Source organism: Colwellia sp. BRX8-7, from assembly GCF_014077275.1.
GTDB lineage: Bacteria > Pseudomonadota > Gammaproteobacteria > Enterobacterales > Alteromonadaceae > Colwellia_A.
The window spans coordinates 313896-340808 of record NZ_JACGVP010000002.1 but is presented as its reverse complement, the minus strand read 5'-3'; the positions used below and the strand labels follow the sequence as shown (position 1 = coordinate 340808).

The window sequence follows — 26913 nt, the reverse complement described above, 5'->3', positions numbered from 1 at the left end:
AAGCTAAGGTTTTTATTTACATTACTTTTTGAGGTTTAGCATATGAAGTTTTCATTAGCGTGCTTTTGGGTTGTTGCGTTAGCAGTTTGTGTTAAAGCAAATTCAGTAGAGCGCAGTGAATATACAATGGCCAGTGACGGTCCTTTGCCTATATCTCAGCAGGGTTTAACACTTGACCATGCCGATTTATACTTTCGTATTTTTCCTAAACAAAAAACTATTTCAGGCAAAGGCGTTTTAACCCTTAACAGTCAGCGTGCAATGGGGCAGGTAGGCATAAATCTCGATAATTTTTTTACTATAGAACAAGTGCTGGTAAACGATGTGTTGATAGAAAAAGCACAATACAGCAACCTTGAAGGGCTTCTGGTGATAAATCTTACAACCCCGCTAAAGGGTCAGTTTATCGTCGAAGTACAATATTCTGGTACGCCGCGCGAAGCGGTAAGAGCCCCTTGGGATGGAGGCTTTGTGTGGTCTAAAACATCGACAGGGAAAGACTGGATAGCTACGGCTGTGCAAGGTGAGGGTTGTGATTTGTTTTGGCCTTGTATCGACAACCCTGTTGGTGAGCCTAAAACAACCACAATGCATATTACTGTGCCTAAAGATTTGGTTGCTGCCGCTAACGGAAAGTTAATTTCGGTAACAGAAAATGATACGACTAAAACGTATCATTGGCATAGTTTATCGCAACTAAACACTTATGGTGTCGCCATTAATATTGCACCGTATGAGGTCATTAAAACCACATTTGATAGCCAGTACGGCAATAGTATCCCTGTTGAGTTTTACCATTTACCCGAAAACAAAATGAAAGCGCAGCGTTTGACACAAGAGCTTATTGATATAACAACATTCTTTGAGAGAAAGATCGGGCCATATCCTTTTGCTCAAGACAAAATTGGGATAGCAGAAACCCCACATTTAGGGATGGAGCATCAAACCATTAATGCCTATGGTAACAAGTACCAAGCCGACAAATATGGGTTTGATTGGTTGCTTTTCCATGAATTCGCCCATGAATGGTTTGCTAATCAACTAACCAATAAAAATGCCGATGCTATGTGGCTACATGAAGGTTTTGGCGCCTATATGCATCCGCTATATGAACAGTATCTCCATGGCGAAGTTGCTTATATGGCTCACATGTACGACATGCGTTTGAAAATACGAAATAAAGCTCCTATTGTGAGTAAAACATTGCAAACCGTAGAAGGGGTTTATCAAGAGGAAAAAGGTGGGCCAGGTGCCGATATATACGCTAAAGCGCCTTGGGTACTACATACATTACGTAACCTTATTGGTGATGAGGCTTTCTTTAGTGCAACAACTGAGCTTGTATATGGTGTTGCTGAGCCAAAACCAGGGCTGTTCAAGCCAGTACTGGCTGATACAGATGATTTTCTTAGTATTGTCAATCGTTTAACAGGTCAAAATTATCGCTGGTTTTTTGATGTGTATTTTTATCAGGCTCAATTACCTAAAGTGATTGAAAAAAGAACTGAAAATAGTCTGACGTTGCAATGGAAAATACCACATGATTTATTTTTTCCATTACCGTTGGAAGTATCAGTTAATGGTAAGATCACGACATTAACCATGAATACACCACAAACGATTAAAGTGTCCGCCAATGATTTAGTGATTATTGATCCTATGAGTAAAGTATTAATAGAAAAGCCTCATATTGCGAAATATCAAGATTTTTTGAAAACAAAAGAAAAGTAGCTTTTAGACTCGCACATACCCCACTAATAAAGTGCAAGGAAGCACTGCTATTAATTTAGCCATTCTTTTTTTCTTAACGCCATCATAAAATGAGCGGACTCTGAAATGGTTAAAGTTGCCAATTAGTGTGGTTAAAAATTAGGCCAATAAGATTAGGTCGATAAATGTAAATATTGTTAAATGAGAATGGAATTAGGTTGCATATTTGTTAAATACTTAAAGATGATGGAAGCGCTTTTAGAAAGAGAGAAGAGTATAGTTTCTCTTATTCAGTTTGTTCGGAGTTTATAGCCAGGTAGCATCAAATCCATTACCATCGAACAAAACATTCCTGTATAATCCTTCCCATTAAGCAACTGCCTAAGCAAACACACTAAAGTTAGCTATAAAGACAGTTAAACCAACATTTATGACGCTGCTCTTCATTAGTAAAAGCACCAGTTACACAATAAGAGTAAGTTGAGACACTATATGACCGTAGAACAATTCGATCCACAAGCAACTAAAAAAAGCAGTAATTCAGCCGAGAGCCAGACAACCACATTAGACATTCCGTCTAAGATGATTGAAGAGCAAAAGAATAGTCAACAGCCCTCTAAAGCGGCTAAAATCGGATTTGTTTCATTGGGTTGCCCAAAAAATCTTGTTGATAGCGAGCGCATCCTTACTCAGCTTCGCACTGAAGGTTACGATGTAACCAATAGCTACGATGATGCAGAATTAGTGATTGTAAATACCTGTGGTTTCATTGATTCAGCCGTTCAAGAGTCTTTAGATACAATTGGTGAAGCACTTGCTGCCAACGGTAAAGTATTGGTTACTGGCTGTTTAGGTGTTAAGAAAGACGAAATCATCGAATTACATCCCAATGTTTTAGGTGTTACGGGACCTCATGCTTACGATGAAGTGTTAACACAAGTACACAAACATGTAGCCAAGCCTGTTCATAACCCTTTTATTGATTTAGTGCCGCCACAAGGCGTTAAACTTACCCCTAAGCATTACGCGTATTTAAAAATATCAGAAGGGTGTAACCACCGTTGCACGTTCTGTATTATTCCTTCAATGCGTGGCGACTTAGACTCTCGTCCTATTGGCGATGTCTTAGGTGAAGCCAAACGTTTAGTTGATGCTGGCGTTAAAGAATTATTAGTTATATCTCAAGATACTTCGGCTTACGGCGTTGATGTTAAGCACAAAACTGATTTTTGGGATGGCATGCCGGTTAAGACTCACATGCAGCAGTTATGTGAAGAATTAGCCAAGCGTGGTGTTTGGATCCGTCTCCATTATGTTTACCCATATCCGCATGTTGATAAAATAATTCCTCTTATGGCAGAAGGTAAAATACTGCCGTACTTAGATATTCCTTTTCAGCATGCTAATAAACGTATCTTAAAATTAATGAAACGTCCTGGTAGCTCTGACCGTGTATTAGAACGCATTGCTAAATGGCGTGAGATTTGCCCTGAATTAGTTATTCGTTCAACCTTTATTGTTGGCTTCCCGGGTGAAACAGAAGAAGAATTTGAAGAGTTATTAGAATTCTTAGAAGAAGCGCAATTAGACCGCGTCGGTTGTTTTAAATACTCACCTGTTGAAGGTGCTACGGCTAATGCTTTACCTGATCATAATTCAGACGAAGTAATGGAAGATCGTTTACAACGTTTTATGGCAGTACAAGCGAGAATAAGCGCGGAAAAACTACAAGCACGTATTGGCCAAGAATATTTAATTCTTGTTGATGAAGTAAGTGCCCTTGGTATTGTTGGGCGTTCTTATATGGATGCGCCAGAAGTTGATGGTAAAGTGTATTTGTCTGATGATTATGACGCTAAGCCAGGCGACTTAATGTGGGTCCAAATAATTCATGCCGATGAACATGATGTTTGGGGCATTCGTGTAGAAGATGAAGAAAGCGAAGAAGCTTAAGTCACCTAGGCATAACCCTTAATGTCCCAGTTTTAAATCGCTCTGAAATATAAAGCAATAGCCATAGTGTTATTGCTTTATTTTTTGCCAAAATAACGCTTGTAACATTATATCCGCTATCTTACGGGCTACATATTTCTCCCATCGTTACATCTGCTTTTACACAAAAACCTCTCCTGTTAACCTTTTATTGATGAGTGATGACTTCCATCGAATTGCGCTTTCTTACAATTTTTCACACAACGCTGACATTTGATAGACAAAAAGCCTCAGGAACCGAACGCAATAAGTTTTTATAATACCCCCATAAATTACAAAACATAAACTTTAGGGAACAATTATTATGAACAAATCACTTATTAGCACGGTATTACTTTTAGCTTCATCGACTGTTTTTGCAGAAACTGAATATCCTACCAATCCAATATTAAGACCTTTAACATTAACTGATGGCACCATTGCCGTCAGTGGTGCCTTAGCGTGGGGAGAAGAGAAGGATGAAAGACACGCAGCGCTAAATTTAAATCTGGGCTACGGGCTGACTGACAATTTAACGATTGGTTTGAATGGTATTAGTTACCGACTTTTAGCTCGCCCTGACAATGAAGCAGGCTTTGAGTTAGCGGTTGGGTTAGGTTTAAGGGGCTTTCAAGAATCAACCATTAATGGAGATTCGGTTGCTTATGGTACCGACTTAAAGGGTAAGTATGTCTTTGATAAAAACTTAGCTCTGATTTTTTCTTTAGGTTATGTAAAGTGGGATGAAGAGAAGCTACAAAATAAAGATGAATACCGTTACTCTGTTGGTGTGCAAACCCACTTAGCAAAAGATTGGACGGCTAACGTTAACTATACTTATCGAGATTTAAAAGACTTTCAGCAAAAATCCGCTCATGAAGTTAGTCTTGGTGTTAATTATAATTACAGCAAACAGACCGACATTGGGATGTTTGTTGGTTATTCAAGCTTCGATGCCCAAGAAAATGGTTATCAATATGATAATAATTTTGATCGTGTGGCAGGTGTTTACGCTACCTATCGTTTTTAACTAATTGGGTAACTACCCTTGTTAGTCATATGAAAGTGAGTTGAATAGGCTCACTTTTATCATTAAAAACATCTTCTTTTTAATCATCAGTCGTCACTAAGTCATTTTCTCTTTAACACCAATTTGTTACATTCGTTGGCAAGACACAGCTAATATTCGTTGCTACACTGGCCGATATAAATAAGGATAGTATTATGTGTGGTCGGTTGAATACGACGTTTGATAGCGGTGTAAAAAAGCTTTATACCCGCTTAAAAATAAATAAGGTTATCGATAGGCCGATTGATCGTCGCTTTGTTAAAGCTGCAGACACTGTTTCCATTGTGAGGAATGTGGGTGAACAACGCCGAGTAGAAAATGCTATGTGGTGGTTATTGCTAGATCAAACTGAAAATGACTTTAAACCCTCTCGGTTTACTTCATTTAATACCCGATTTGATAAGCTTAATACTCCCCAAAGTGCAGGTTATCAGGCGTATCGGAGCGCTAGGTGTATTATTGCCGTTAAAGGCTTTGGTGAAACTGAATTTGTCGATAAAAAGCCGGTTCATTACTTTGATATGCAAGCAGAGTCTGGCGGTTTAATATTGGGGGGCTTGTATAGAACATGGCAGCACAATAAAACGGGTGAAATAAAACTCAGTTGCTCGGTGATAACACTGCCCGCACATGAAAAATTAAAACATATCCACAGCAAAGCCATGCCACTGATACTCCCGCAAAATTTATCACTCATAGACAAGTGGTTAGATCCACAATGTGATGAACTTGATCAATTTGAACATTTGTTACATCCGCGTTTGCCTCAGTCTTTGATTGCCCATCAAATTGATAGACCCATGACTCATCAGCCAATTTCTTTGCCGCAAACAATTCCTTATGATTGAAAGTCGATAATACACTAAGTTATCTGAGATAATTGATAGTAGGTGTAAATAGCGTAAAAGGAACAGAAGGTTTTAGCGTAGAAGCACATTTAAAAGCTGGTGTTGTGTGTTTAATAACCGTTTCTTATTTAGACTTAGTTGATGTAATATTTTGAAAAGCCTAAGGTATTATTATTGAGGGGATCAATTTTTAAGAAGGGATAATTACCTTAATTAAAATCGTTTAGAAAGTCTATATCTTGTATACTTCACCAGTTTTCGACTTAAATAATACAATCGTGTTTTAAACTTTTCTAAATCTGGGGGACATGTAAAATGATAGATATTTTAGCGGTTTTTATAACATTCTTTGCTGTTGTAGATCCAATTGGCACAATACCAGTATTTATAGCTGTAACAGCTCAATATGACCAAAAAACTAAGCGTCGTGTTGCCTTACTCGCCACCATTGTCTCTGCGTGTGTGTTGTTGTTTTTCTTGATTGTTGGTGAAATAGTCTTAACGGCGTTATCCATTCCATTACCCGCATTTCAAATATCTGGAGGGATCGTTTTGTTTCTTTTTGCTATCAATATGATTTTTGGCGATAGTAAACCCGATGAAGAAATAAAATCATTACAAAACTCCCATAAAGAAACTGCCATATTTCCACTTGCGGTTCCTTCCATTGCAAGCCCCGGAGCCATGCTAGCGGCCGTACTCTTAACTAAAAATTCTGTATATTCACTCTGGGAGCAAACGCAAACTGCATTAGTTATGTTATCTGTCCTAATTTTAGTTTATATCTTAATGTTACTTGCTGGCTTCATTAACCGCATTATAGGGACAAGTGGAGCAAGTGTGATCAGTCGAGTTATGGGACTCATTCTTTCATCTATTGCTATCACGAATATTTTAGCCGGCTTTGGTGATTATTATAAACTGCTATAGGTAGGGGGAAATTAACTCGCATTTAGGATGAGTGTCTTGTTAATTTTTTATTTAGGATAGAGTATCTTGTTAATTTTTATTAAAGGTAAAATGAACAGTTGGCTTTTTCCGCTTGTTGCGGTGTTAGATGTAAGCGAAATCATCAGCGTTCAACTATTTTAGGCTATTGTTAACATGGACTTTTTTTCTCTAATACTTCTTGTCATAGTTATTCTAATCGTATTATCCATTGTTTGGAGTACGCTGAAAACGGGGATTTCCCCTATGATGAGTTCAAGCAAAGCGTGCAAAACCATGCTTGCTGAAATAGATACGTATGAAAAAGGACCTTTAATTGATCTAGGCTCTGGTTGGGGCACGCTGGTTATAGCTGTTGCCCAAAAACACCCCAATCAGCAAGTTATCGGCTACGAGTTATCTTGGTTTCCGTGGTTGGTTTCAAAAATTTTGAAACACAGTTTACGTTTAGATAACCTTACTCTCTTTCGTAAAGACTTTAAAAACGCTGATCTCAGTACTGCCTCGACCCTAGTTTGTTACCTTTTTCCTGAAGGCATGGTCGCTCTTCAAGAAAAGTTAGTAGATGAAGTCTTTAATAAGGTTACTATTGTGAGTAACACCTTCGCCTTACCTTTATGTCAACCAACAAGAGTCATCAGGCTTAGAGACTTCTATCAAACACCTATTTACGTATACCATTGGCAACCAAAATGAGCTTTGGCTTTATTAAGGCGTAATGACGATATACTATATTCTAAATTTCAGTATCTAGCTGACAAGCCACTCAATAATGAAAACTAACAATTGGCTGTTTTTATTTCGTTCAACATTTCAGTAAACTTTTTACCTCTCCTTATTGGAGCGTAGTTAAATAGTATGGGTGTGTTTCACCCTTGGAGAATAAATGAAAAATGGATTTACGGGCGTTTTTGACATTGTATCAGTAGCAAAAATTTTAGCTCTTTGTATTCTAAGTATCGGCTCATATTTGATATATAAGCTCTACCTGTTGTCTAAGCAAATTAATAAACATACAGCGTTAAAAATATCTAAGACTTTTATTTTTATCACTATATTTTTATATATTATTTCGTTTGGCACTCTAATTCACGCACTAGTAAACTGGCAAGAGCCTGGTATTTTAAATTTCACCTTAGGTTTTCATATTATCTCATCTATTTTCGATATCACCTGGATAATTATGGTGCGTAATCGTATTAATCTAATTGCAGGCGCTAATAAAGGAGACAAACTTTGGTTAAACCCGTTTATTACATCGTTGTTACATGTGGTTTATATGCAACATAAAATAAATCAAGGCTTGGCTAAAACGGCTACTGAGTATCAACGTTGAAGTGCGACCAAATATGAAAGCCCAAATAGCGATACAAATCAACTGTAGAACTAGACGAGTTAATATCTGCAGTTGAAGTACTAATAAACGTAGGCTTCTTCATTATTATTAGTGTGATATTGTTTTTATTAGGTATTATTCTAATTTTTATAGATATAATGAAACACAGTTATAATAAGTTGTTAGCTTAATAAGGGCAGTTAATGGGTGTAGGTGTTAAAAAGTTAGCAGAAGATGATTGTTATTTTACCAGTAAAATCGTTTTATTCGGCGTTGTTATATTATGTGCACTTTTTGGGCTTGGTCTAAGTCTATTGGTTAGTTTAGTTCTACTTGAGCCATCAACAGGGCAGTGGGCTAATTTATTAAGTTCTATTATTTTCCCTGTACTCGCTTCTGGTTATGTTTTGCATTATTACTATAAGCAGGTCTTTACTCGCGCTAAGTAATACAACCATAGCTTCAAACTAAACCAATAGCTTATTTGTGTGACTTATATTAATCACAGACGCTAACTTGGGTTTGTTCAAATAAGCTTAAATCTTCGAGAATAAGTTCACGTGCCTTTTCCATCGTAATAGGCGCAAAGCGTACTTTACCGCCTTGAGATAACTGACCTAATTTGGCGGTATCAAGGGATATAACTGCACCGATTTTAGGATAGCCACCAATTGTTTGACGATCATTCATTAATGCTATTGGTTGGCCATCGCTAGGAATTTGCACGGCACCATGACAAATACCCTCGGATAAGATGCCGTTAATATCAGAGACAATTTTTTGACCTTCTAAACGATAACCCATCCGATCAAAGCTTTTACCAACGCTATATTCACTTGAAAAAAACAATTTTTGCTGTTCTACACTGAAATGATGTTGCTGATAACTAGGAATAATACGCAGCAGTACTTCTTGGCTATATTTAGGTTGGTCTTCTATAGATAAACTAACTAATTGAGAATCTTTTGTTGTTACACAAGGGAGTATATCGTTCGCGGCTAATTTTTTGCCCTTTAATCCCCCGATACCTTCACGGCAAACGGTTGCAGTGCTGCCAAAACTGGGTGTTATATTAAAACCACCAGCAACAGCAAAATAACTTCGCATACCAAGGTTAGTAAAACCTAGTTCGATTAAGTCACCGGCTTTCACCTGATAACTGCGCCATAACGTTTTTACTTGACCGTTAATGGTTAATGGCATGTCAGCGCCTGTTACGGCAATAACAGCATCTACTTGTGCAATGATGGCAAAACCACCAACACTCACTTCAATAGCACTAACATTAAGGGCATTATTACATAAGCGGTTTGCCCAGTGAAAAGCCAGCTTATCAATCGGACCACCATTGGTTAAACCGACATTAAAAGCACCATAACGACCCTCATCTTGAACAAGACTTAACATGCCTGGTCGTTTAACAATAAAACCTAAGTTTATTGCCGGTCTTCTTAAAGAAGCTTTACTTTGACTAATCATATGTTGCACCTAATACACCACCTAGTGCAAAAAATTCATCTTTGGAAATCGCTTTAAATTTAACCCTATCACCTACTTGAACGGGCATTGTCGGCGCTTTATTGGCGTTAAACATTTCAATAGGGCAAAGACCAATAATATTCCAACCACCGGGAGAAGTACTTGGATAAACAGCTGTTTGCCTGTCAGCAATACCAACAGCCCCTTTAGGCACTTTTATACGAGGAGTGCTTAATCTAGGCATCGCAATACGCTGATCAACTTCGCCTAAATAAGCAAAGCCCGGCGCAAAGCCAATCGCATAAACGTTATATTCTTGTTGCTGATGTAGGGTAATTATTTGCTCTATGGTTAAGTCTTTAGATTTAGCCATAGCCGCTAAATCGGGTCCTGACTCGCTCGAATAATAAACAGGTAATTCGATGAGTGCCCCTTGATTATGATTAATTATTGGTGAGTTTATTAATAGCTTTTGCAATTTGTTAGTGATCTGATGATGGTCGATATTGTGTAAATTAAACATCACTAATATTGAAGCATAAGATGGTATTAAATCAATAATATCATTGCTCATCTCTTGCCTGATCAGCCATTGTGCTTGCTGTACTTTTGCGGCAACTTCATCATTAACGGGTTGGTCAAAATAAAGGATCAAGCTGTTTTCACCGGCAATTTCTATTTTAAATGTTGCTGACATTAACGAATAAGCTCCCTAATAGTGGCTATTGCTTCTACGCCCTCGAGGTTGTCACCGTGCACACACAAGCTGTCTACTTCTAAAGGTAAGCGCTTACCATTAATAGTGATGACACTGCTTTGCTCTTTTAACAGTTTAACTTGTGCGATCATTTTTTCTCTATTATGCACCGCACCTGTTATGTTGCGTGATAACAAGCTGCCATCATCGTTGTAGCATCTGTCAGCAAAGGCTTCAGTGAGTATTTCCACGTTAAATTTTTCTGCTTGAGCGCGATGTTTTTTAATATTTGAGCTTGCTTGTATCATTAGCTTAAGTGGTTTGTGATATTGGGCTATGGCTGAAAGTATCGCCTCGCGCACTTCAATATTAGTCATCATGTCGTTATATAGTGCACCATGAGGTTTTACATAGCTAAGCTCAATATCTAAAGACTGAGCAACGCCATCAATAGCCGCCACCTGATATAAAACTAACGCAATAATTTCTTCTGTGGAGCACTTCATTGAGCGACGACCAAAACCAACTAAATCAGGGTAACTAGGATGAGCGCCAACACTAACGTTGTGCTGCTTAGCTAATTGTAATGTTTTTTGCATGACCAAAGGATCGCCAGCATGGAAGCCACAAGCAATATTTGCTTGATCAATGTGCGGCATTACTTTTGCGTCTGAGCCCATATTCCAAGAGCCAAAACTTTCGCCGAGGTCGCAATTTAACTTCATTTCATTTCCTAAAAATATTACCGTATATGCAGTGAAGAATTATGATTACTTTAACGATACTCTGACCAAGCATCCTTATTTCAAATCTTTAGCATGCTATTAAGTGACAAAGATTAGCCAGCATCTTACTAAATTTTAGGTGTATAAGGCTAATGGTATCTAAATAAGAGAGGCTAGTTTACTTAAATCAAATGGCTGAGATAAATATAAAAAGATGTTAATGATACTTTTGAGGAGTGTATAACAATAAAATCAATGCAATAAGACACTTGCCAGTTTAATAAATAATCATTTTTGTGTACTTATTGATCCTACATAACTTATTTTCGCAAGTAATAAGATAAAATGTTACCTGTACATTTCCTTGCATGTGTTAATGTCATCATTTTAGACTTTACCGGCAGTTATGGTCTGTAGTCCTGTTAAGGCAAAGACTTGATTTAATGCTAGGTTTTCAAATAGGTAGTTGCCACTGACATGATAAAATAACAGGGTGTATTGATTACAATCACGGGATGAGTGGCCAGTTGTTTGACGAGCGACTTTACATTAGCAATGCCTGTAAGGTATAAATTGGTATTGTTACCTTTGACCCTAGTAACAAGTAATCGGTCGTTTCTGTTAAAGTTACTGTTAAAGTTAAAAATAAGCTAATCTTTAACAAGCTAAAGGCTGACTATTGTTATAATTATTAACATACCAATAGATCTACTTACATTCTTATGGGGGGGCCTAATTTCACCGTTGAAATTAGGTAAAAACGATGGTGCTAAATGTCGTATAAATATCTATTATTTATTGTTTTTTCATGGTCACTGCAAGTTGGGGCAAATGACACCATAAACATTGCTTCAGACGAATGGTGTCCTTACATTTGTAATGAAGATGATAAGCCAGGTATATTAATTGAAATCATCAGTGAAATTGCTGAAGCTCAAGACTATGATGTTAATTTTACCCTTATGCCGCTGGCTCGTTCATTAAGGCTTCTTCAACAATCAAAGTTAGACATGGTCCTCGCTTTAACAAAAGAACACATTGAAGCTTTTGATTTAAGGCAAAGCCAACAAGTTTATGGCGGCTTGTATAATGACTTTTATGTTAGTAACGAAACTCAATGGAAATTTTCTACCATAGAGAACCTTAAAAACTTCATTGAACAGGGTAATATTCTTGGGCTTATTAATGGCTATGAATACGGCAGTGCAGTGAGTCGCCTAAAAGAAACCTCGGGTGAATTTATATTTTTAGCCTCGGGAGATAAGCCGTTATCCAGTGCTTTAAAAATGCTCAGTAAGCAGCGTATAACTGTGCTGCTTGATTCGCGTTTTAATGTTGAATATGAAATTCAGGATAAAAAAATAACTAACTTACAATATGCCGGTACCCAAGGTATATTTGTTCCTCTTTTTATCGGCTTTGCACCAGACACTAAGCTTAAATATATTAGTGCCTTTGATAAGGGCTTAATAAAACTAAGAAAAAAAGGAAAACTGTCAAAAATATTGCAGCGTTATGGTATCTCAGATTGGCACTCAAAAAGTAGCCAGCCAACGGACTAAATAAAACCCTCAGGCAAATATTTTTACCACTTGTTTACCGGTAAAACCTCCATCAACTTGAATGTGCAGGGCACGAGAAACCTGCTGTGCGTTAAATTCAATTAAGGTAATATCAGGCGTTTGAATACTGCCTTTTGCTAGTGCATCAAGTAATTGATTACTCTTAAAACTCATTTTTTGTTGTGCGCACAAGCTATTGGCTAACCACGCACCAGCGAGTGATACTATGCCGATATTGGGCGCTTTTCTAAACATGAGCTCTTGGTCAATGTTAGGCAAGGGACGCAAGCAAGCAATACGACCACAAAACCTCATCAGCTCAATATTACGCATTGTTGAGTCACCACCAACAGAGTCAAGAACTGCATCAAAACCTTGTGGTCCTAATGCTAGGCGAATTTTTTGACAAAGTTTTTTATCGTGGTAATCAAATATTGCATCAGCACCGAGTTTCTTTACTAATTTATGATTATGCTTAGCAGCCGTGGTAAACACATCTGCACCACGTTCCTTGGCAAACTGAATAGCAAATTGCCCAACAGCACCTGCACCAGCCTCAATTAAAATAGTATCGCCTTGTACTACTTGTAATTTATCTAAAGCAATTAAAGCCGTCATACCGGCACAAGGAAGTGTTGCCGCTTCACTTGCTGTAACATTTTTTGGCACAATAGAAACGGCAAAGTTAGGGACTTTAGCGTACTCACTTAGCACGCCTTGTTGACCAATATTGGCATGCCACATAACGCGGTCGCCAATATTAGGAAACAGGCCTTTTTTAGCTTGAACGACAATGCCAACTGCATCTAAGCCAAGAATATGAGGATATTGCCATTGAGAAAATCCACTTTTAGCGAAATGAGCATCAATAGGATTGAGACCTACATATTCAACCTTAACTAACAGCTCGTGTTCATCGCACTCAGGTAACGGCAATTGCACATCAGATAAATGGATTTTTTCGTTTGCCTTTTCAAGCACTATAGCTCGCATAGAAGTAGGTTGGTCAATGTTGGGCAATATCTCAGTAGTTAGCATAAAAAAACTCAAACTTTACAAGGTGATTAAACCGTAACTCCACCGACCATTAAAAGCCTGATAGGCACTTACTTTGGCCAGAGATGAAGAAATGGTCGCGTTTACTGCATTTTCTTGGGCTATTAAAACATCCTGCCGCGCATCTAACAACTCTAAGTAAGGAATTTGCCCCTCTTGATACATAGCGTTAGCTTGCATAAAAGCTTGATGAGCAAATTGAAAACGTTTATCTGCAAAGCGTTTTTGTTCAAGGTGCTTTGTCAGCAATTGTAACGATAGTTCACTGTCATTAATAGCCGCTAAAACAACCTGCTGATATTGGCTATAAGCCGCTTCACTTAAATATTGCTGCGCGTCACGTTGCGCCAGTAAAGCTGGATAGCTTAATAATGACCATTGTATTTGTGGCGCGACTTGCCATTGATGCTGGCTATTATTTAATTGACTACTGCCAAGGCTTAGCACACCAACAAAGGCACTTAAACTAATGTCAGGTAACAAGGCTTTACTTGCGGCTACACTTAACGAATTAGCTTGGCTAAATTGATATAAGGCTTGGCTAATATCAGGACGTAAAGCTATAGCCGAACTGGGTTGCGCTAAAGTGACCTCAAAGGGTAAGTCAAAGATCTTTTGTTCATTATTAAGCTTTATATCGCCGCTTAAACGACCGGTTAATAAGGCCAACGTAGATAAATCGTTATATAATGCATAACTTGTTTCAGGTAATAATGCTTGTTGTTGACTTAACTGGGCACGAGTGCGGTTTAAGTCAAGTTCATTAGCAATGCCTTCTTCAACTCTGGCGGAAAGAACCAAGATACTTTTTTTAAGCGCAGCAACTTGCAGACTAATAATCTCTTGCTTTTGCATATTGCCCTGATAACTAATGAAACCTTTAACAACAGACGAAATCACTTCGATTTGCAAGGCGCGTAATTGTTCAGCCTGGCTCATCGCTGATGCATTGGCGGCATCAACTAACGCATTAATACGACCAAATAAATCGAGTTGCCAACTTAAGGCTAGATTAGCGCTTGATTGACGACTAATATTATCAGCTATGCTGGTGCGTTGCGCACCAATCTCAAGCCCACCTTGTGGTAGAAAATCACTCTTTTCTACCTTGAGTTTAGCTAAAGCACTTTGCAATTGTAACTGACTTGTTTTTAAGTCATGGTTATTGGTAAGTGCATCTTTAATCAATTGATTCAATTGTACTGAGTTGAGTTGTTGCCACCAATTAATCTCGTCTTGACCGGTCAACTGTGTAGCTATATCAGCATCAGCAATAAAACTTTTCATTAATTGTTGATGCTGTTGCTCATCAATTTTGGTGGCACATCCCGATAATAAGCTGGCGACTAAAACGACACCGACAGTTAACTTCGTTTTTAGCGGTTTAGCGCTAAATTGCTTGGCTTTTAAACTACGGGTAAGTAACTTAATCATTGGCTACTCCTCAACCTTTTTTTGTTTAGTCTTGGTCACTAAAATATAAAATACTGGCGTAAAGAGCAGGCCAAATACAGTCACGCCTATCATGCCTGAGAACACCGCATTACCCATAGCATGGCGCATTTCTGCTCCAGCACCTGTAGCAAAAACTAACGGTAGTACCCCAGCCGTAAAGGCTATCGAAGTCATGAGTATTGGACGTAAACGCAGCTTACATGACTCAATAATAGCGTCAAAGTGAGATAAGCCTTGCTCGTTTTGATCCTTAGCAAACTCTACCATTAAAATAGCATTTTTCGAGGCCAGTGCGACCAGAACAATTAACGCAATTTGGGTGAAAATATTGTTGTCTGAACCAACGAGCCAAACACCTAACAAAGCAGAGAATATAGTCATGGGTACAATGAGAATAATGGCTAAAGGTAAACGCAAACTTTCATATTGTGCAGCTAAAACCATAAAGACTAAAAGCACCACTAGCGGAAAAACATACACCATAGTGTTGCCGGCTAATATTTGTTGGTAAGTCACTTCTGTCCATTCATAAGCAATACCTTTGGGTAGGGTATTGGCCAATATACCTTCTATTGCCGTTTGTGCTTGGTCTGAACTATAACCAGGGGCAGGGCTACCATTAAGCTCAGCACTTGGGTAACCATTGTAATGCATTACACGGTCTGGACCTGTTGTTGGCGTTACGGTTAAAACAGAACCTAACGGCACCATATCACCATGGCGATTGCGCACTTTGAGGTTTAATATTTGTTCAGGGTCTTGGCGAAACTCAGCTTCTGCTTGCGCTTTTACTTGATAAGTACGACCAAACATATTGAAGTCATTGACATAAACTGAGCCTAAATAGACTTGCAGCGCATTAAAGACTTCATCGAGTGGAATTCCTTGTATTAAGGCTTGTTCACGGTCGATATCTATATCCATTTGTGGAACTTGAATTCTAAAACTTGAAAACAGTCCTACCAATGCAGGGTCTTGTCTTGCTTTGTCAATAACTGCCTGTAAGCTATTAAATAACACTTCAAAGCCTTTGTTACCACGGTCTTCAATTTGTAACTTAAAGCCGCCGGTTGTACCTAAACCTTGGATTGGTGGTGGTGTAAATACCGCAACAAAAGCTTCATCTATGGCTGTAAAACGTTGGTTTAATTGCGCTGCAATTGCCATAGCTGATTTACTATCATCAGTTCGCAGAGAAAAAGCATCTAAAGGAAGAAAAACAATCGCACTATTAGGACTATTAGTAAAACCATTGATCGACAAGCCAGGAAAAGCAACAGTATGAGCAACACCTGGTATATCTAGAGCAATTTTTTCCATTTCTCTAACCACCGCATGGGTACGGTCAAGACTTGCTGCGTCAGGTAATTGAGCAATAGCGATAAGATATTGTTTATCCTGTGCTGGAATAAAGCCACCGGGCACACTGCTAAATAACTGTACCGTTCCACCCAAGAGTGCGATATAGGCAACAATAACGATAACACTCATACGCATTAATTTTTTAACCAGCTTCTGATAACCATGGCTACCACGTTCAAAAACACGGTTAAAAGGCGCGAATAACCAACGGCCAAAAAGTTTATTAAGTAGGCGTGTTAATCGGTCTGGTTTACTATCGTGTGATTTTAATAACAATGCCGCCAATGCTGGCGATAACGTTAAAGAGTTAAAGGCCGATATTATCGTTGATATCGTAATAGTTAAGGCAAATTGTTTATAAAATTGCCCCGATAGGCCACTAATAAATGCCGTTGGTATAAATACCGCACTTAATACTAAGGCGATAGCGATAATAGGTCCGGTGACTTCTGTCATGGCAACGCGTGTTGCTTCTAAAGGGCTTAGCCCTTTTTCGATGTTACGCTCGACATTCTCAACGACAACAATAGCGTCATCGACGACAATACCTATTGCCAGTACTAAACCAAAAAGTGATAGGGTGTTAATTGAAACGCCAAGTAATTGCATTACCGCAAAGGTACCAATTAACGACACGGGTACGGCAATTAACGGGATAATTGAAGCACGCCATGTTTGTAAAAATAGTATTACCACAATCACAACTAAAACAATGGCTTCAATTAAGGTCGTTATTACTGCATCGATAGAGTCACGGACGAAAATAGTGGGATCGTAAACTATGTCGTATTCGACACCAGCAGGGAAGTCTTCAGATAATAACGCCATAGTTGCCCGTACTTGATCTGATAACTCAATAGCATTAGAACCAGGTCGTTGAAAAATAGGCATAGCTAAAGCAGGTTGCCCGTCTAACATGGCACGCAAGGCATAAGTATTTTGTCCTAGGTCAACACGAGCGACATCTTTTAATCGAGTAAGCTGGCCTTGTTCGCCGACTTTAATAATAACTTGTTCAAACTCTTCAATGTTATCAAGACGGCCTTTTACATTGAGTAATACTTGAAATTCACTGTCGTTAGCAGCAGGTTGAGAGCCTAAACTACCGGCAGCAACTTGTTGGTTTTGCTCACGTAATGCATTAATAACATCGGTTGCGGTTAATTCACGCGCAGCTAATGCATCTGGGTTAAGCCAAACGCGCATCGAATATTGACCACCACCAAATAATTTTATATCACCAACGCCGGGTAAGCGGGAGATTTTATCTTTAACGTAGAGATCGGCGTAGTTAGATAAATATGCGGTATCATGGCTTTCTTGGGGTGAATATAAATGTACCACCATAGCTAAATCAGGCGATGATTTTTCTGCAACCACACCCAGACGTTGCACTTCTTCTGGTAAGCGAGATAATGCACTATTAACGCTATTTTGTACTTGTACTTGCGCGCGATCTAGATCAGTTCCAAGAGCAAACGTCACCGTTAAGGTCATACGACCATCGCCAGTGGCTTGTGAAAACATGTATAGCATGTTTTCAGTGCCGTTGATTTCTTGCTCAAGTGGGGTTGCCACTGTTTGTGCAATAACCGAAGGATTTGCCCCCGGGTAATTTGCCGTAACCACCACGGTTGGTGGCACAACACCAGGGTATTCACTAACGGGTAGTTGAAAAAGTGAAAGTCCACCAGCAAGCAGAATGACAAATGACAAGACAGCTGCAAATATCGGGCGTTGTATAAAAAAATGGGAAAAATTCATGGTTAACTCTTATTCTTCTGACGTTAGTTTTGCCGTTAAACTGGCATCAGCAACAGGTGATAAAGTAAAGGCAATACCAGCACTATCAATGGTGACATTATTAGGTGCGACAGGTATACCCGGACCTACGCGCGCAGGGCCATTAACAGCAATAACATCTGTTGCTTTTAGCCCAGAAGTAATCGCCTGTAAACTGCCGTAACGCTCACCCAATTTAACCAGCTTATATTGCAAAATATTATTTTCACCAACAGTTAAAACAAAATTATTTTTTAAGTCGGTACCAATAGCGCGTGAAGGCACGATAATTTTTTCGGTAATGGCATTTGCAGCCAACTTGATGCGTGCAAAAGAGCCTGCACGGAGTTGGTTTTTCTCTTCATTAAATACCGCTCTTACCCGCAATGTGCCGGTTGCCGAATTTATTTGGTTATCAATAAAATCAATATAGCCTTGGTAAGCAAACTCACTTTGTCCTACTTTTTGCATCATGACTTTTTGCTGATCGGAGGCACTAATATTAGCAAAATCGCTATTCCAAGTGCGCTCGTCAATGTCAAAGTAAGCAAACATCGCTTGGTTAGAAACAATCGTTGTTAGCACACTTTGTCCGGCGATAATGTTATTGCCTTTGGTAATGTTGGCGCGAGAAATAATACCGTCGATAGGTGAACGAATAGCGGTAAATTCTAAATCAAGTTGTGCTGCTGTTAATTGTGCTTGTAATGCAGCGAGTTGTGCTTCGCGCTGACGTAATGTTGACGTGCGAGACTCTGCTTGTTCAGTGGATATCGCTTTTCGTTGAGTTAAACGTATTGCACGTTCTTCTTCACTTTTTGCTTGATCAAATGCAGCTTTTGCACTGTTTACTTGTGCTTGAAGGCTAGCAACAATAGCTAAAAATGGTCGATCATCTAGTTTAAACAGGAGGTCGCCCGTTTTAATTTGCTGACCCTCATCAAAAGCAATCGACTCTATTACCCCTGAAACACGTGGTTTCAAAGCAACTTGCTCGGGAGCTTCTAAGTGGGTGGTATAGGTGTGCCAATTTTGTACAGATTTGACTAGCACTTCTGCCACATCAATCGACTGTAGTTGTTGCTGCTGTGTTTTTTGACTAGGCGCTTCTGAGCAACCTAATAAAGTTAAGCTTGCCATAGCAATAGCTACTGCGATTAAATGTTTATTCATAATAAGACCTCTTTTAATTTGAGCGCAATTTTACGTAACAAACCTGTTGATAAAAACCATAGATTTTGCATTTGATTAGTGCCAAAATGGCATCAATTGAATTGTGATGGTAATAAAGTATGGATACGACTAGCCGATTATTGATGTTGCTTGAAGTGGTTGAACAAGGTTCTTTTATTAAAGCGGCTGAAGTACGTAATATTGACCGTTCGGTTATTTCTAAACAGCTCAGCCGCCTTGAGGAACAATTAGGCGTTAGATTACTTAATCGCACTACACGTTCATTTTCCTTAACGGCTGCTGGCGCTGAGATGGTTAAAAAAGCAGCTGAACTTAGAGAGTTACTGGGCGAAACAGTACGAATGGCTGAAAATTATCATTTGGAGCCCCAAGGAGTCCTCAAAATAACGTCTTCTACCTTATTTGGGAAACGTTACTTACAGCCAGTCATTAACGATTTTCAAATGCGCTTTCCGCAGGTTGAAGTAGAATTGCGTTTAGATGATCGTGTTATTGATATTGTCTCAGAAGGGTTTGACCTTGCGTTTCGTATCGGAGAGCCCAAAGATTCGTCGTTAATTGCTCGTAAAATAGCGCGTAATCGTTTGTTAATTTTAGCGACCCCGACATTTATTGCTAATTATGGTTTACCTCAAACTATCGAAGATTTAACGCAATTACCGGCGGCAAGTTACGCTAGCACCTCGTTTAAAGTCGAAGGTGTTCGCTACTATGATAAAAATGGTGAAGCCAAGGAACAAAAACTCAATAGTATTTTTAGGGCAAACGATGCCGAAGTTTTATTGATGAAAACATTATCAGGTAGCGCTTTTTTTGTTGCGCCAGCTTTCGTACTTGATAACGAAGTGAAAGATGGTCGTTTAGTACCTTTATTGACCGACGTTAGATTAATGGAGTATGGCGCTATCTATGCAGTATATCCACATCGCGATCTACCCGTTAGAACGCGATTATTTTTTGATGCGGTTCGTGAGTATTTAGGAAAAGAAATACCTATTTGGGAACGGGCTATTCCTAACTTTGAACAGTTATATACCCGGTAGATATTTGTCTGTGCTATTAAATATTAACCCGCCAATTTTACTCGTTTTATTTGCTTGTTTACCTCAGTTAAATTACCTGTCTTAAGCCAAATTCTTGCGCCAGCGCTACCAGCGGTTACCGTTAAGGTATCGCCTAATGGCAAACGTACCCAACTATGCTTTTGTAATAAATCACTGGGTGTTTGTAACTCCCCTGATAACACTAAAACTTCAGCCCCTTGAGTCGCGACAATATTCATTACTGCGCTCGGTTCAAAAGATAAAATAGCGACCTCTTCGATTGTATCTTGGTGTAGTGGGATAATTGAAACGCCTAGTATTTCTGTCGGTGTTGCAGACATTTGCTGTGTTTGTAAACAAACATGGCTTCTATCTTCTGGCTGAAATTGCCAAAGTTTTACAAAAATAATACAGCCTTCATCAGAACGTGGTGTATGAGAAGATTGTGGTGGGTTTCTAATATATGAGCCGACAGGGTAGTCGCCGTGCTCATCTTGAAATACACCTTCAAGTACAATAAATTCTTCACCACCGGTGTGAACGTGGGCAGAAAACTTACTCCCTTTTACATATCTTACTATTGATGTTGCTCTGGCCACTTCACCGCCTACTCGGTCTAATGGTCTTCTGTCTACGCCAGGCATAGGTGAAGCTAACCACGCTAATGAGGTACTGTGCACGATAGCTCTTTGTTCAAAGTTAGCTAAAATTTCCATAATCAATCCTATTTTGAAACAGTAAGGGTGAAAGTGAGCCATTTTACATTTAGTAAAAACCTTCATGTAAAATGACTAACAGTCATTTTTTATTTAACGCTTGGACGTTCAGCAACCTTAGCACGCCAATTGAGTAAATGTGTGTATTCATCGGGTACGGCTATTTTTGCAAAGTCAGCAAAACCAAGACCGGCAAACAGGGTAATATCAGCGACAGTAAAAGTGTCACCTGCGACATAAGTCTGGTTGCTTAAAACAGTGTTAAAGTATTTAAAACCAGCAAGGGCTTTCTCGGCTTGTTTCTTACCCCATTCTTTATTTTGATATGTTTCAAGTTCAGGTCCTAGGCCGTCGGTAGCATGATGAAAATAAGTAGCGACAGCATCAAGTACCATTAATTCAGCTCTTCGTTGCATCATGCTAATAACGGCACGCGATTTTGCCGTTGACCCTGTTAACGATATCCCCTCAAAAGTGTGGTCGATATATTCAATAATAGCAGAACATTCAGCGATGTAAGTTCCATCATTTAATGCCAATACGGGGACGCTGGCTAAGGGGTTCATAGCGAGGAAAGCGTCACTTCGATGTTCTTTGTTCATCACATCAACAGCAATAAAAGTGACCTTGTCAGAGGCGTTTTTCTCTGCTAACGCCATGCGGACACGCAATGGGTTAGGAAAACCTTCTACATCATATATTTTCATTTTATATTTCCAATTAATTTGGTTATCGTTGTTTACTTAACTACCTACTGGTAGGTAGTTTGCGTATTTTTAATTATATTGTCAAATTTTATTTAAAACTCAAGTCTCTTAAAAATTAAAGTTGCTTTTACAAGTCGAGCTAGTTAATATTTATCTATCAGTAGATAGTTTTTTTTAAAGTTTACATATGAATAATAAACGTGTGATTATTGTCGGTGGGGGATTAGCGGGTTTATATACCGCTTATCAACTAGAACAGTTGAATATTCCTTATCTTCTTTTTGAAGCAAAAGATGTTTTTGGTGGCCGTATATATAGCGAGCAACCGAAAGTGTATGATGAAAATGAACCATTACATGATTTAGGTCCGACGTGGATATTTCCGCATCATCATCAGATGAAAGCATTAGTGGCTGACTTGCAAACACATTTGTTTGACCAACATATTGAAGGTGCTGTTGTTTATCATTCGGATCAGCATACTCAGCCACAAATTATTGAAAATGGTCAAGGGCCACTTTTACATCGTTTAGCTGGCGGATTATACAAGCTCATTTTAGCTTTACAGGCTAAGCTATCTAAAGATAACTATCAGCTTAGTTGTCAAGTCGAGCAATTAACAAAAGTGCACGATAGCTGGCAAGTGACAGTAAAAAATACTAAAGATGACTCGACATCTATTTTTGAAACCGACCATTTAGTTTTAGCTTTACCACCGCGGATCATTAATGAATTTTTAACACCCGTTCATTGGGCAAGCAAAGCTTTAACCGCAGCCCTTGTCGCTGTGCCGACTTGGATGGCAAGCCAAGCTAAGTTTATTGCAACTTATGAAGAGGCTTTTTGGCGAACGAAAGGCTTAGCAGGGCAAGCCTTTAGCCGTGTTGGACCTATGATAGAAATTCATGATGCCTCGGCACAAGTACAGCAAGATTTCGCTTTATTTGGTTTTATTGGGCTTTCGTCACAAGCGATAGAAGGTTTATCTGTAGAACGGGTTAAAGCTTTGTGTATTAATCAACTGAGTTTATTATTTGGTGATGAGGCCCAGCAATACTCACAGTGTTATTTAAAAAGCTGGGGTAATGATCATTATGTTGCCGTTGAAAAAGACAGAGTGGAGCCACCAAATCATCCTTATTTTAATATGAAGGGGTTTACTGGCGAATTATCCTCATTAAATTTATATTTAGCCGGTAGCGAATTTGCTCAGCAAGAAGCCGGTTACCTTGAAGGCGCATTATTTGCCGCAAATACAACCATTAAGTCATTAGAAAAGAATTTAATGACCTTAACTAGAGAGAAAATATAATGAGTAAAAGTTCTTATGCTTTATATCACAAGGTTCATTGTCCATATTGCCGACAAGTCATTGCCGCAATGGAAACTAGCAATGTTACGCTTGAATTACGTGACACAGAGAAAAATTTAGCCTTTAATAAAGAGTTAATCGAACAAGGGGGAAAGAAACAGGTACCTTGTTTAAAAATTACAGAAAATGGTCAAGAATCTTGGCTGTATGAATCTGGAGATATTATTAACTATTTGAATAAAATAGCCTAGTCATTGATAATGGATGAAATTATTAAATTTATTTAATAATTTCATCATTTACTTCACCTTCAAATAGCATTTATTTATGAATAAAAAATCTCAAATACTCAAATTAGCTGAAAATAAAGTAAGATCTGGTGGCTATGGTAATTTTAGCTTTAGGGAACTGGCTGATGAAATTGGCATTAAAAGCTCAAGTGTTCATTACTATTTTCGTACAAAAGCTGATTTAGGTGCCGCACTAGCACACCAGTACGTAGATGATTTTTTAGCGTTATTAAATGCTGAGAAAGCAAAGTTAAAGGGCCGTAGCGCGATTAATCTCTATATTAATGCTTTTAAAACGGCATTAGAAAAAGACAATCAAATGTGTTTATGTGGATTATTAGGCGCACAGTCTGATGCACTGCCAGAGCAAGTCAACATAGAAATAAAACGCTTTTTTGAATTAAATATAAACTGGTTACAAGCCGTGTATATAGACGAAAAAGGTTTAGCAGTAGACATTGCCAAAACTAAAGCTATTCAGTTATTAGCTACTTTAGAAGGGATGATGATTTTAGCAAAAGTGTTAGACGATACATCGGCTTTTGACAGCCTTAATGATTATATCAATGAGGACATTTAATCGAGTCTATTGATGATAGTGTTACTTGCCACTCATCATATTTAGCTGATCATTTCTTTACTTCAAAGTGCAGAAAAATAGTGAGGCTAGGTAGTAGATCATAGTTAAGGAGGTTCTTAAAAATATAAAAAATGCCATTAAATATAGAGGCATTTTTACAACACTCTTTTTATCGTGGTAACAACGGCTAAGGGACTGCCAAATGATTAACACTCTTTTCATCTAAACTTTCTTGCCACGTTTCTGGCATTTTCTCCATAATTCGCACTAATAATTGCTTAGCCACTGCCTTATCTTCTAATTGCTCTGATGAGTGTGACAATATTGTTGCCCATAAATAGCTTTTTGCTAAAAGCTTATCTTTATTGATTTGTGCTTTGGTAAACACTTGCCAATACAATAAAGCGGTTGGCATATAAGCTTTTTTGTATTTTCCTAATGCCGCGATTTCATACCAGTGCAAAGCCTCTTTCTCGTCAACATTCATGCCAATTCCTTTATCATAAAATTGTGCTAACAGATAAGCTGAACTGGGCGATTTTTCACTCGCAACATGCTGTAGCCAGTTAAAAGCTTGTTGATAATCTTGCGGGAAATATTGACCATAAAAATACCACTGAGCAAGCTTGTTTTGTGCACTAATCGAGCCTTGCTGAGCGGCCTCAAGGCAAAGCCGTTGCCCAGCCATTAAATCAACTTTAAAGCCATCACCAGAAAGTAATAATTCGCCAGCCTGGCATGCTCCTGACGGTATTCCTTGTTCAAACGCTTTTATAAACCAATGGTAAGCCAATTTTTTGTTTTGCTTAACTCCTTGTCCTTCAAAAAAGCATTGCCCCAATGATTGCATAGCGCCTGGCATATTATTTTTTGCTGCTTTTTGATACCATTGACAGGCGGTTGAACGGTTGGGGGTGATCCCCCAGCCTAGATCGTAAAATAACGCGACAGTAAATTGCGCAAGACCATTTTCTAAATTGGCTTGTTCTTTAAAGGCTATTAATGCGGCTTTATATTGCTGCTTTGCCAGTAATGCTTGGGCATTACTTAATGGGCCTGCCCAATCATCAACATTGTTGGCAAAAACAGGTGGTTTGAAGAGTATTAGTAGAATAAAAATAACAAGGCCGGTAGTTAATCGACCTTGAATTATTTGACCTTTAGATGATTTAGTCATATTAATTACGCGACGGGAAAATACCTTGTAAGGCAATTAACCAAGTGAGCGAAAGGTAAGGGCCGCGAATATTAAAGGCTTGACTACTCCCATTATTATTAACCACGGTATCAGATGTTGAACTTACCTCAACACCTAAACTTAATGCAATCGCATCAGCTCTCATATCGACATTAGGAGCACCATTACTATATATATTTTCCCTATTCGGACTATTTGATAAAACCGCATCCGTCGGTGAATTAGTTGTACTACTTGATGCTAATGCACGTAATGCTATTGTGGTAGCACTGGTATCGACAACATTGCTCGTTGTGGTTGTTGCGGTATGATTATGAGCCGGCATTTGTAAAATATTCAAGACATGAGTTTCTGACCCACCTCTTTGTCCTAAACGGTAATTACCAAGTCCGGGTCCTTGTCCCTGACCAATAGGAGAGCGGCCACGTAAATCGGGTAAGCCAAAAGTTGAACGACCATCGCCCCCAAAGGTTGTGCCAAGAATGGAAAATAACGCGGTATTACTTGAAATAGCCAGTAATTGCCCTTCAGCTTTTGCCCAACTTCGAATAGTAAAATTACCACCAAAAGCGCACATTCCACCCAAATATGGTTGAGAAGAGCAGGCCAATGCTTTCATCGGCATCGTGATAGCCGTGATACTAAATCCTAAAATGCAGCTTAATTTTATTACTTTTACAATGTTCATTTCTATTATCCTTAATTTGTAAAAAACCATTAATTAATTATTTATTTTTCGCTTTACTTGTAATAGTGCCATCGCCATAAAAAACAGTATAAATGTGCTAGGCTCTGGCACTTGTGACGGTGGTTGTACCGCAGTTAAATTATCAGCAGATAAAATACTGATAAACGCGCTACTGCGCCCATTAAAAAAAGCATCATTGCTAAATGCCCCTCCATCCATTCTTACCAACGCTGAGAAGTTATTTGAAGCTCCTGCCGCCAACGTAATATCAAAAAGAAATGTACCACTATCTGATAACGAAGCTCCATTGGTGCCGGGAAATGTGCTACTTAGTACATCACCTATTTCATCACCAAAACGACGATCGGAGGTTAAATCAGAAGCGAATATTTCCTCGGCTAAGTCATCAAAGAGATTAACTTCTGCATTAACAAAAGCATCAGAGCCGTTATCAATAAAAGTACCATTACCTTGTGCATGGGCAGAGACTGAATAGGCTAATTCAAAAAATATTTGATAGGTATCTGTTGCCGAGCTATTGAGTAATGAAAAATCGATATCAAAGAAAAAATCAGGAACTTCACTTATTGCACCCGCAGTAGAAGACCCAATAGCACTAACACCAACGCCATCTCCAAAATCAGTCAATGTCCCTGCTAAAGGGTTTGCACCTGTTGGCGTGAGATTAGCAATAGAGGTAAGTGTCGTGCCGCCACCAATAACAAGTGACATATTGGCACTTTGACTGGCGTTACCTGTGGGAGAAGCTGAATTAAGAGTATCGAGTTCAGCGTTACCGGTAATAGAGATATCTAGCGGAATTAACCCCGCAGTAACTGTTGGTGCAATTAAACTAAAAGCACATAGAATAGAACAAAACCTGAGAACTTTACGCATCCGTGTAATCCTTTTTAAAGTGGTTGATGAGTCATATGCAAGGTTTAAACCCTTTTACTAATTGATTATAAAAACAACAGTTTGTAATGTGTAGCAAAATGACAAAAAGATAAAATGTAAAAAATACTGACATATTTATTGTTTTAAAATCGTTCTATAAAAATATTAGCCAATAAAATAAGTATCTTCTGAACCTTATGTGAATTTCATACGTATTTAGTTTAATTTAATCAATGTTGTATGCTTACTTTTTACTGAATTAGAAAGTATCTTACTGAATTAGAAAGT

At 38.6% G+C, this 26913-nt stretch carries 25 protein-coding genes; 13 read left to right on the top strand and 12 right to left on the bottom strand.

Translation table 11 applies throughout. The features are described from left to right. Positions 1 to 42 precede the first annotated feature (42 nt). From H4J57_RS03555 to H4J57_RS03520, 8 genes are all read left to right on the top strand, one after another. Positions 43 to 1731 carry a M1 family metallopeptidase gene (locus H4J57_RS03555; protein WP_182241969.1) on the top strand — a complete coding sequence of 563 codons (1689 nt, stop codon included), beginning with the start codon at positions 43 to 45 and terminating at the stop codon, positions 1729 to 1731. A 471-nt stretch (positions 1732 to 2202) separates the two neighbouring features. Next, positions 2203 to 3663, top strand: a complete 1461-nt coding sequence (rimO, locus tag H4J57_RS03550) for a 30S ribosomal protein S12 methylthiotransferase RimO (RefSeq protein WP_182241968.1) — start codon at positions 2203 to 2205, stop codon at positions 3661 to 3663. Positions 3664 to 4006: 343 nt separating this feature from the next. Then, entirely contained in the window at positions 4007 to 4711 is a 705-nt protein-coding gene (locus H4J57_RS03545) for a porin (RefSeq protein WP_182241967.1), read from the top strand. 194 nt (positions 4712 to 4905) lie between these two features. Further along, entirely contained in the window at positions 4906 to 5598 is a 693-nt protein-coding gene (locus H4J57_RS03540; protein WP_182241966.1) for an SOS response-associated peptidase family protein, read from the top strand. 315 nt (positions 5599 to 5913) lie between these two features. Then, on the top strand, positions 5914 to 6528 hold the full coding sequence (locus H4J57_RS03535; protein WP_182241965.1) for a MarC family protein: 615 nt from the start codon (positions 5914 to 5916) through the stop codon (positions 6526 to 6528). A gap of 264 nt (positions 6529 to 6792) precedes the next feature. Further along, positions 6793 to 7242, top strand: coding sequence for a methyltransferase (locus tag H4J57_RS03530; protein ID WP_310733698.1), 450 nt, complete (start codon positions 6793 to 6795; stop codon positions 7240 to 7242). A 190-nt stretch (positions 7243 to 7432) separates the two neighbouring features. Continuing rightward, positions 7433 to 7882, top strand: coding sequence for a hypothetical protein (locus H4J57_RS03525; RefSeq protein ID WP_182241964.1), 450 nt, complete (start codon positions 7433 to 7435; stop codon positions 7880 to 7882). 203 nt (positions 7883 to 8085) lie between these two features. Next, a complete protein-coding gene (locus tag H4J57_RS03520) occupies positions 8086 to 8331 on the top strand; it encodes a hypothetical protein (RefSeq protein ID WP_182230638.1) in 246 nt (81 codons plus the stop codon). 49 nt (positions 8332 to 8380) lie between these two features. Here the strand turns inward: H4J57_RS03520 and H4J57_RS03515 are convergent, their stop codons facing one another. From H4J57_RS03515 to H4J57_RS03505, 3 genes are read right to left on the bottom strand one after another with little or no spacing between them, the layout of a single operon-like run. Next, complete coding sequence (locus H4J57_RS03515; RefSeq protein ID WP_182241963.1) at positions 8381 to 9361, bottom strand: biotin-dependent carboxyltransferase family protein; 981 nt, start codon at positions 9359 to 9361, stop codon at positions 8381 to 8383. Then, on the bottom strand, positions 9354 to 10058 hold the full coding sequence (gene pxpB, locus H4J57_RS03510) for a 5-oxoprolinase subunit PxpB (protein WP_182241962.1): 705 nt from the start codon (positions 10056 to 10058) through the stop codon (positions 9354 to 9356). Before pxpB ends, H4J57_RS03515 begins: the two co-directional genes overlap by 8 nt. Then, a complete protein-coding gene (locus H4J57_RS03505) occupies positions 10058 to 10783 on the bottom strand; it encodes a 5-oxoprolinase subunit PxpA (protein ID WP_182222388.1) in 726 nt (241 codons plus the stop codon). The genes pxpB and H4J57_RS03505 overlap by 1 nt, the downstream gene beginning before the upstream one ends. Before the next feature lie 773 nt (positions 10784 to 11556). On the opposite strand from H4J57_RS03505, the gene H4J57_RS03500 reads away from it, so the two are divergent. Continuing rightward, complete coding sequence (locus H4J57_RS03500; RefSeq protein ID WP_182241961.1) at positions 11557 to 12345, top strand: ABC transporter substrate-binding protein; 789 nt, start codon at positions 11557 to 11559, stop codon at positions 12343 to 12345. A gap of 9 nt (positions 12346 to 12354) precedes the next feature. On the opposite strand, the gene H4J57_RS03495 is transcribed toward H4J57_RS03500, so the two are convergent. Genes H4J57_RS03495 through H4J57_RS03480 form a run of 4 tightly spaced genes read right to left on the bottom strand, consistent with a single transcriptional unit; the run spans position 12355 to position 19173 of the window. Further along, positions 12355 to 13383 (bottom strand): zinc-binding dehydrogenase, encoded by a 1029-nt coding sequence (locus H4J57_RS03495; RefSeq protein WP_182175702.1) that lies wholly within the window; start codon positions 13381 to 13383, stop codon positions 12355 to 12357. A 15-nt stretch (positions 13384 to 13398) separates the two neighbouring features. Further along, on the bottom strand, positions 13399 to 14835 hold the full coding sequence (locus H4J57_RS03490; protein ID WP_182218258.1) for a TolC family protein: 1437 nt from the start codon (positions 14833 to 14835) through the stop codon (positions 13399 to 13401). A gap of 3 nt (positions 14836 to 14838) precedes the next feature. After that, a complete protein-coding gene (locus H4J57_RS03485; RefSeq protein ID WP_182241960.1) occupies positions 14839 to 17982 on the bottom strand; it encodes an efflux RND transporter permease subunit in 3144 nt (1047 codons plus the stop codon). Between the two features lie 9 nt (positions 17983 to 17991). Beyond that, positions 17992 to 19173 (bottom strand): efflux RND transporter periplasmic adaptor subunit, encoded by a 1182-nt coding sequence (locus H4J57_RS03480; RefSeq protein ID WP_182241959.1) that lies wholly within the window; start codon positions 19171 to 19173, stop codon positions 17992 to 17994. Between the two features lie 119 nt (positions 19174 to 19292). Here H4J57_RS03480 and H4J57_RS03475 point away from each other — a divergent pair, with 119 nt between their 5' ends. Then, positions 19293 to 20237 carry a LysR family transcriptional regulator gene (locus tag H4J57_RS03475; protein ID WP_182218253.1) on the top strand — a complete coding sequence of 315 codons (945 nt, stop codon included), beginning with the start codon at positions 19293 to 19295 and terminating at the stop codon, positions 20235 to 20237. A 23-nt stretch (positions 20238 to 20260) separates the two neighbouring features. On the opposite strand, the gene H4J57_RS03470 is transcribed toward H4J57_RS03475, so the two are convergent. Together H4J57_RS03470 and H4J57_RS03465 are read right to left on the bottom strand one after the other, a co-directional pair. Further along, a complete protein-coding gene (locus H4J57_RS03470; protein WP_182241958.1) occupies positions 20261 to 20953 on the bottom strand; it encodes a cupin domain-containing protein in 693 nt (230 codons plus the stop codon). A gap of 89 nt (positions 20954 to 21042) precedes the next feature. Further along, a complete protein-coding gene (locus H4J57_RS03465) occupies positions 21043 to 21660 on the bottom strand; it encodes a glutathione S-transferase (RefSeq protein ID WP_182241957.1) in 618 nt (205 codons plus the stop codon). Between the two features lie 187 nt (positions 21661 to 21847). Here H4J57_RS03465 and H4J57_RS03460 point away from each other — a divergent pair, with 187 nt between their 5' ends. The 3 genes from H4J57_RS03460 (at position 21848) to H4J57_RS03450 (ending at position 23842) form a co-directional block, all read left to right on the top strand. Continuing rightward, positions 21848 to 22972 (top strand): FAD-dependent oxidoreductase, encoded by a 1125-nt coding sequence (locus H4J57_RS03460; RefSeq protein ID WP_182241956.1) that lies wholly within the window; start codon positions 21848 to 21850, stop codon positions 22970 to 22972. Further along, positions 22972 to 23223, top strand: a complete 252-nt coding sequence (locus H4J57_RS03455) for a glutathione S-transferase N-terminal domain-containing protein (protein ID WP_182241955.1) — start codon at positions 22972 to 22974, stop codon at positions 23221 to 23223. Before H4J57_RS03460 ends, H4J57_RS03455 begins: the two co-directional genes overlap by 1 nt. A 76-nt stretch (positions 23224 to 23299) precedes the next feature. Further along, entirely contained in the window at positions 23300 to 23842 is a 543-nt protein-coding gene (locus H4J57_RS03450) for a TetR/AcrR family transcriptional regulator (RefSeq protein ID WP_182241954.1), read from the top strand. Positions 23843 to 24029: 187 nt separating this feature from the next. Here the strand turns inward: H4J57_RS03450 and H4J57_RS03445 are convergent, their stop codons facing one another. Genes H4J57_RS03445 through H4J57_RS03435 form a run of 3 tightly spaced genes read right to left on the bottom strand, consistent with a single transcriptional unit; the run spans position 24030 to position 26625 of the window. Continuing rightward, complete coding sequence (locus tag H4J57_RS03445; protein WP_182241953.1) at positions 24030 to 25019, bottom strand: tetratricopeptide repeat protein; 990 nt, start codon at positions 25017 to 25019, stop codon at positions 24030 to 24032. A 1-nt stretch (position 25020) separates the two neighbouring features. Continuing rightward, on the bottom strand, positions 25021 to 25728 hold the full coding sequence (locus tag H4J57_RS03440; RefSeq protein ID WP_220465957.1) for a phage tail protein: 708 nt from the start codon (positions 25726 to 25728) through the stop codon (positions 25021 to 25023). 33 nt (positions 25729 to 25761) lie between these two features. After that, on the bottom strand, positions 25762 to 26625 hold the full coding sequence (locus H4J57_RS03435) for a PEP-CTERM sorting domain-containing protein (protein WP_182241952.1): 864 nt from the start codon (positions 26623 to 26625) through the stop codon (positions 25762 to 25764). Between the last annotated feature and the right edge of the window lie 288 nt (positions 26626 to 26913).

Excerpts from the sequence above, each read along its gene's own strand:
- H4J57_RS03555 (WP_182241969.1), top strand. The coding sequence starts at position 43 with ATGAAGTTTTCATTAGCGTGCTTTTGGGTTGTTGCGTTAGCAGTTTGT.
- rimO (WP_182241968.1), top strand. The coding sequence starts at position 2,203 with ATGACCGTAGAACAATTCGATCCACAAGCAACTAAAAAAAGCAGTAAT.
- H4J57_RS03545 (WP_182241967.1), top strand. The coding sequence starts at position 4,007 with ATGAACAAATCACTTATTAGCACGGTATTACTTTTAGCTTCATCGACT.
- H4J57_RS03540 (WP_182241966.1), top strand. The coding sequence starts at position 4,906 with ATGTGTGGTCGGTTGAATACGACGTTTGATAGCGGTGTAAAAAAGCTT.
- H4J57_RS03535 (WP_182241965.1), top strand. The coding sequence starts at position 5,914 with ATGATAGATATTTTAGCGGTTTTTATAACATTCTTTGCTGTTGTAGAT.
- H4J57_RS03530 (WP_310733698.1), top strand. The coding sequence starts at position 6,793 with ATGATGAGTTCAAGCAAAGCGTGCAAAACCATGCTTGCTGAAATAGAT.
- H4J57_RS03525 (WP_182241964.1), top strand. The coding sequence starts at position 7,433 with ATGAAAAATGGATTTACGGGCGTTTTTGACATTGTATCAGTAGCAAAA.
- H4J57_RS03520 (WP_182230638.1), top strand. The coding sequence starts at position 8,086 with ATGGGTGTAGGTGTTAAAAAGTTAGCAGAAGATGATTGTTATTTTACC.
- H4J57_RS03515 (WP_182241963.1), bottom strand. The coding sequence starts at position 9,361 with ATGATTAGTCAAAGTAAAGCTTCTTTAAGAAGACCGGCAATAAACTTA.
- pxpB (WP_182241962.1), bottom strand. The coding sequence starts at position 10,058 with ATGTCAGCAACATTTAAAATAGAAATTGCCGGTGAAAACAGCTTGATC.
- H4J57_RS03505 (WP_182222388.1), bottom strand. The coding sequence starts at position 10,783 with ATGAAGTTAAATTGCGACCTCGGCGAAAGTTTTGGCTCTTGGAATATG.
- H4J57_RS03500 (WP_182241961.1), top strand. The coding sequence starts at position 11,557 with ATGTCGTATAAATATCTATTATTTATTGTTTTTTCATGGTCACTGCAA.
- H4J57_RS03495 (WP_182175702.1), bottom strand. The coding sequence starts at position 13,383 with ATGCTAACTACTGAGATATTGCCCAACATTGACCAACCTACTTCTATG.
- H4J57_RS03490 (WP_182218258.1), bottom strand. The coding sequence starts at position 14,835 with ATGATTAAGTTACTTACCCGTAGTTTAAAAGCCAAGCAATTTAGCGCT.
- H4J57_RS03485 (WP_182241960.1), bottom strand. The coding sequence starts at position 17,982 with ATGAATTTTTCCCATTTTTTTATACAACGCCCGATATTTGCAGCTGTC.
- H4J57_RS03480 (WP_182241959.1), bottom strand. The coding sequence starts at position 19,173 with ATGAATAAACATTTAATCGCAGTAGCTATTGCTATGGCAAGCTTAACT.
- H4J57_RS03475 (WP_182218253.1), top strand. The coding sequence starts at position 19,293 with ATGGATACGACTAGCCGATTATTGATGTTGCTTGAAGTGGTTGAACAA.
- H4J57_RS03470 (WP_182241958.1), bottom strand. The coding sequence starts at position 20,953 with ATGGAAATTTTAGCTAACTTTGAACAAAGAGCTATCGTGCACAGTACC.
- H4J57_RS03465 (WP_182241957.1), bottom strand. The coding sequence starts at position 21,660 with ATGAAAATATATGATGTAGAAGGTTTTCCTAACCCATTGCGTGTCCGC.
- H4J57_RS03460 (WP_182241956.1), top strand. The coding sequence starts at position 21,848 with ATGAATAATAAACGTGTGATTATTGTCGGTGGGGGATTAGCGGGTTTA.
- H4J57_RS03455 (WP_182241955.1), top strand. The coding sequence starts at position 22,972 with ATGAGTAAAAGTTCTTATGCTTTATATCACAAGGTTCATTGTCCATAT.
- H4J57_RS03450 (WP_182241954.1), top strand. The coding sequence starts at position 23,300 with ATGAATAAAAAATCTCAAATACTCAAATTAGCTGAAAATAAAGTAAGA.
- H4J57_RS03445 (WP_182241953.1), bottom strand. The coding sequence starts at position 25,019 with ATGACTAAATCATCTAAAGGTCAAATAATTCAAGGTCGATTAACTACC.
- H4J57_RS03440 (WP_220465957.1), bottom strand. The coding sequence starts at position 25,728 with ATGAACATTGTAAAAGTAATAAAATTAAGCTGCATTTTAGGATTTAGT.
- H4J57_RS03435 (WP_182241952.1), bottom strand. The coding sequence starts at position 26,625 with ATGCGTAAAGTTCTCAGGTTTTGTTCTATTCTATGTGCTTTTAGTTTA.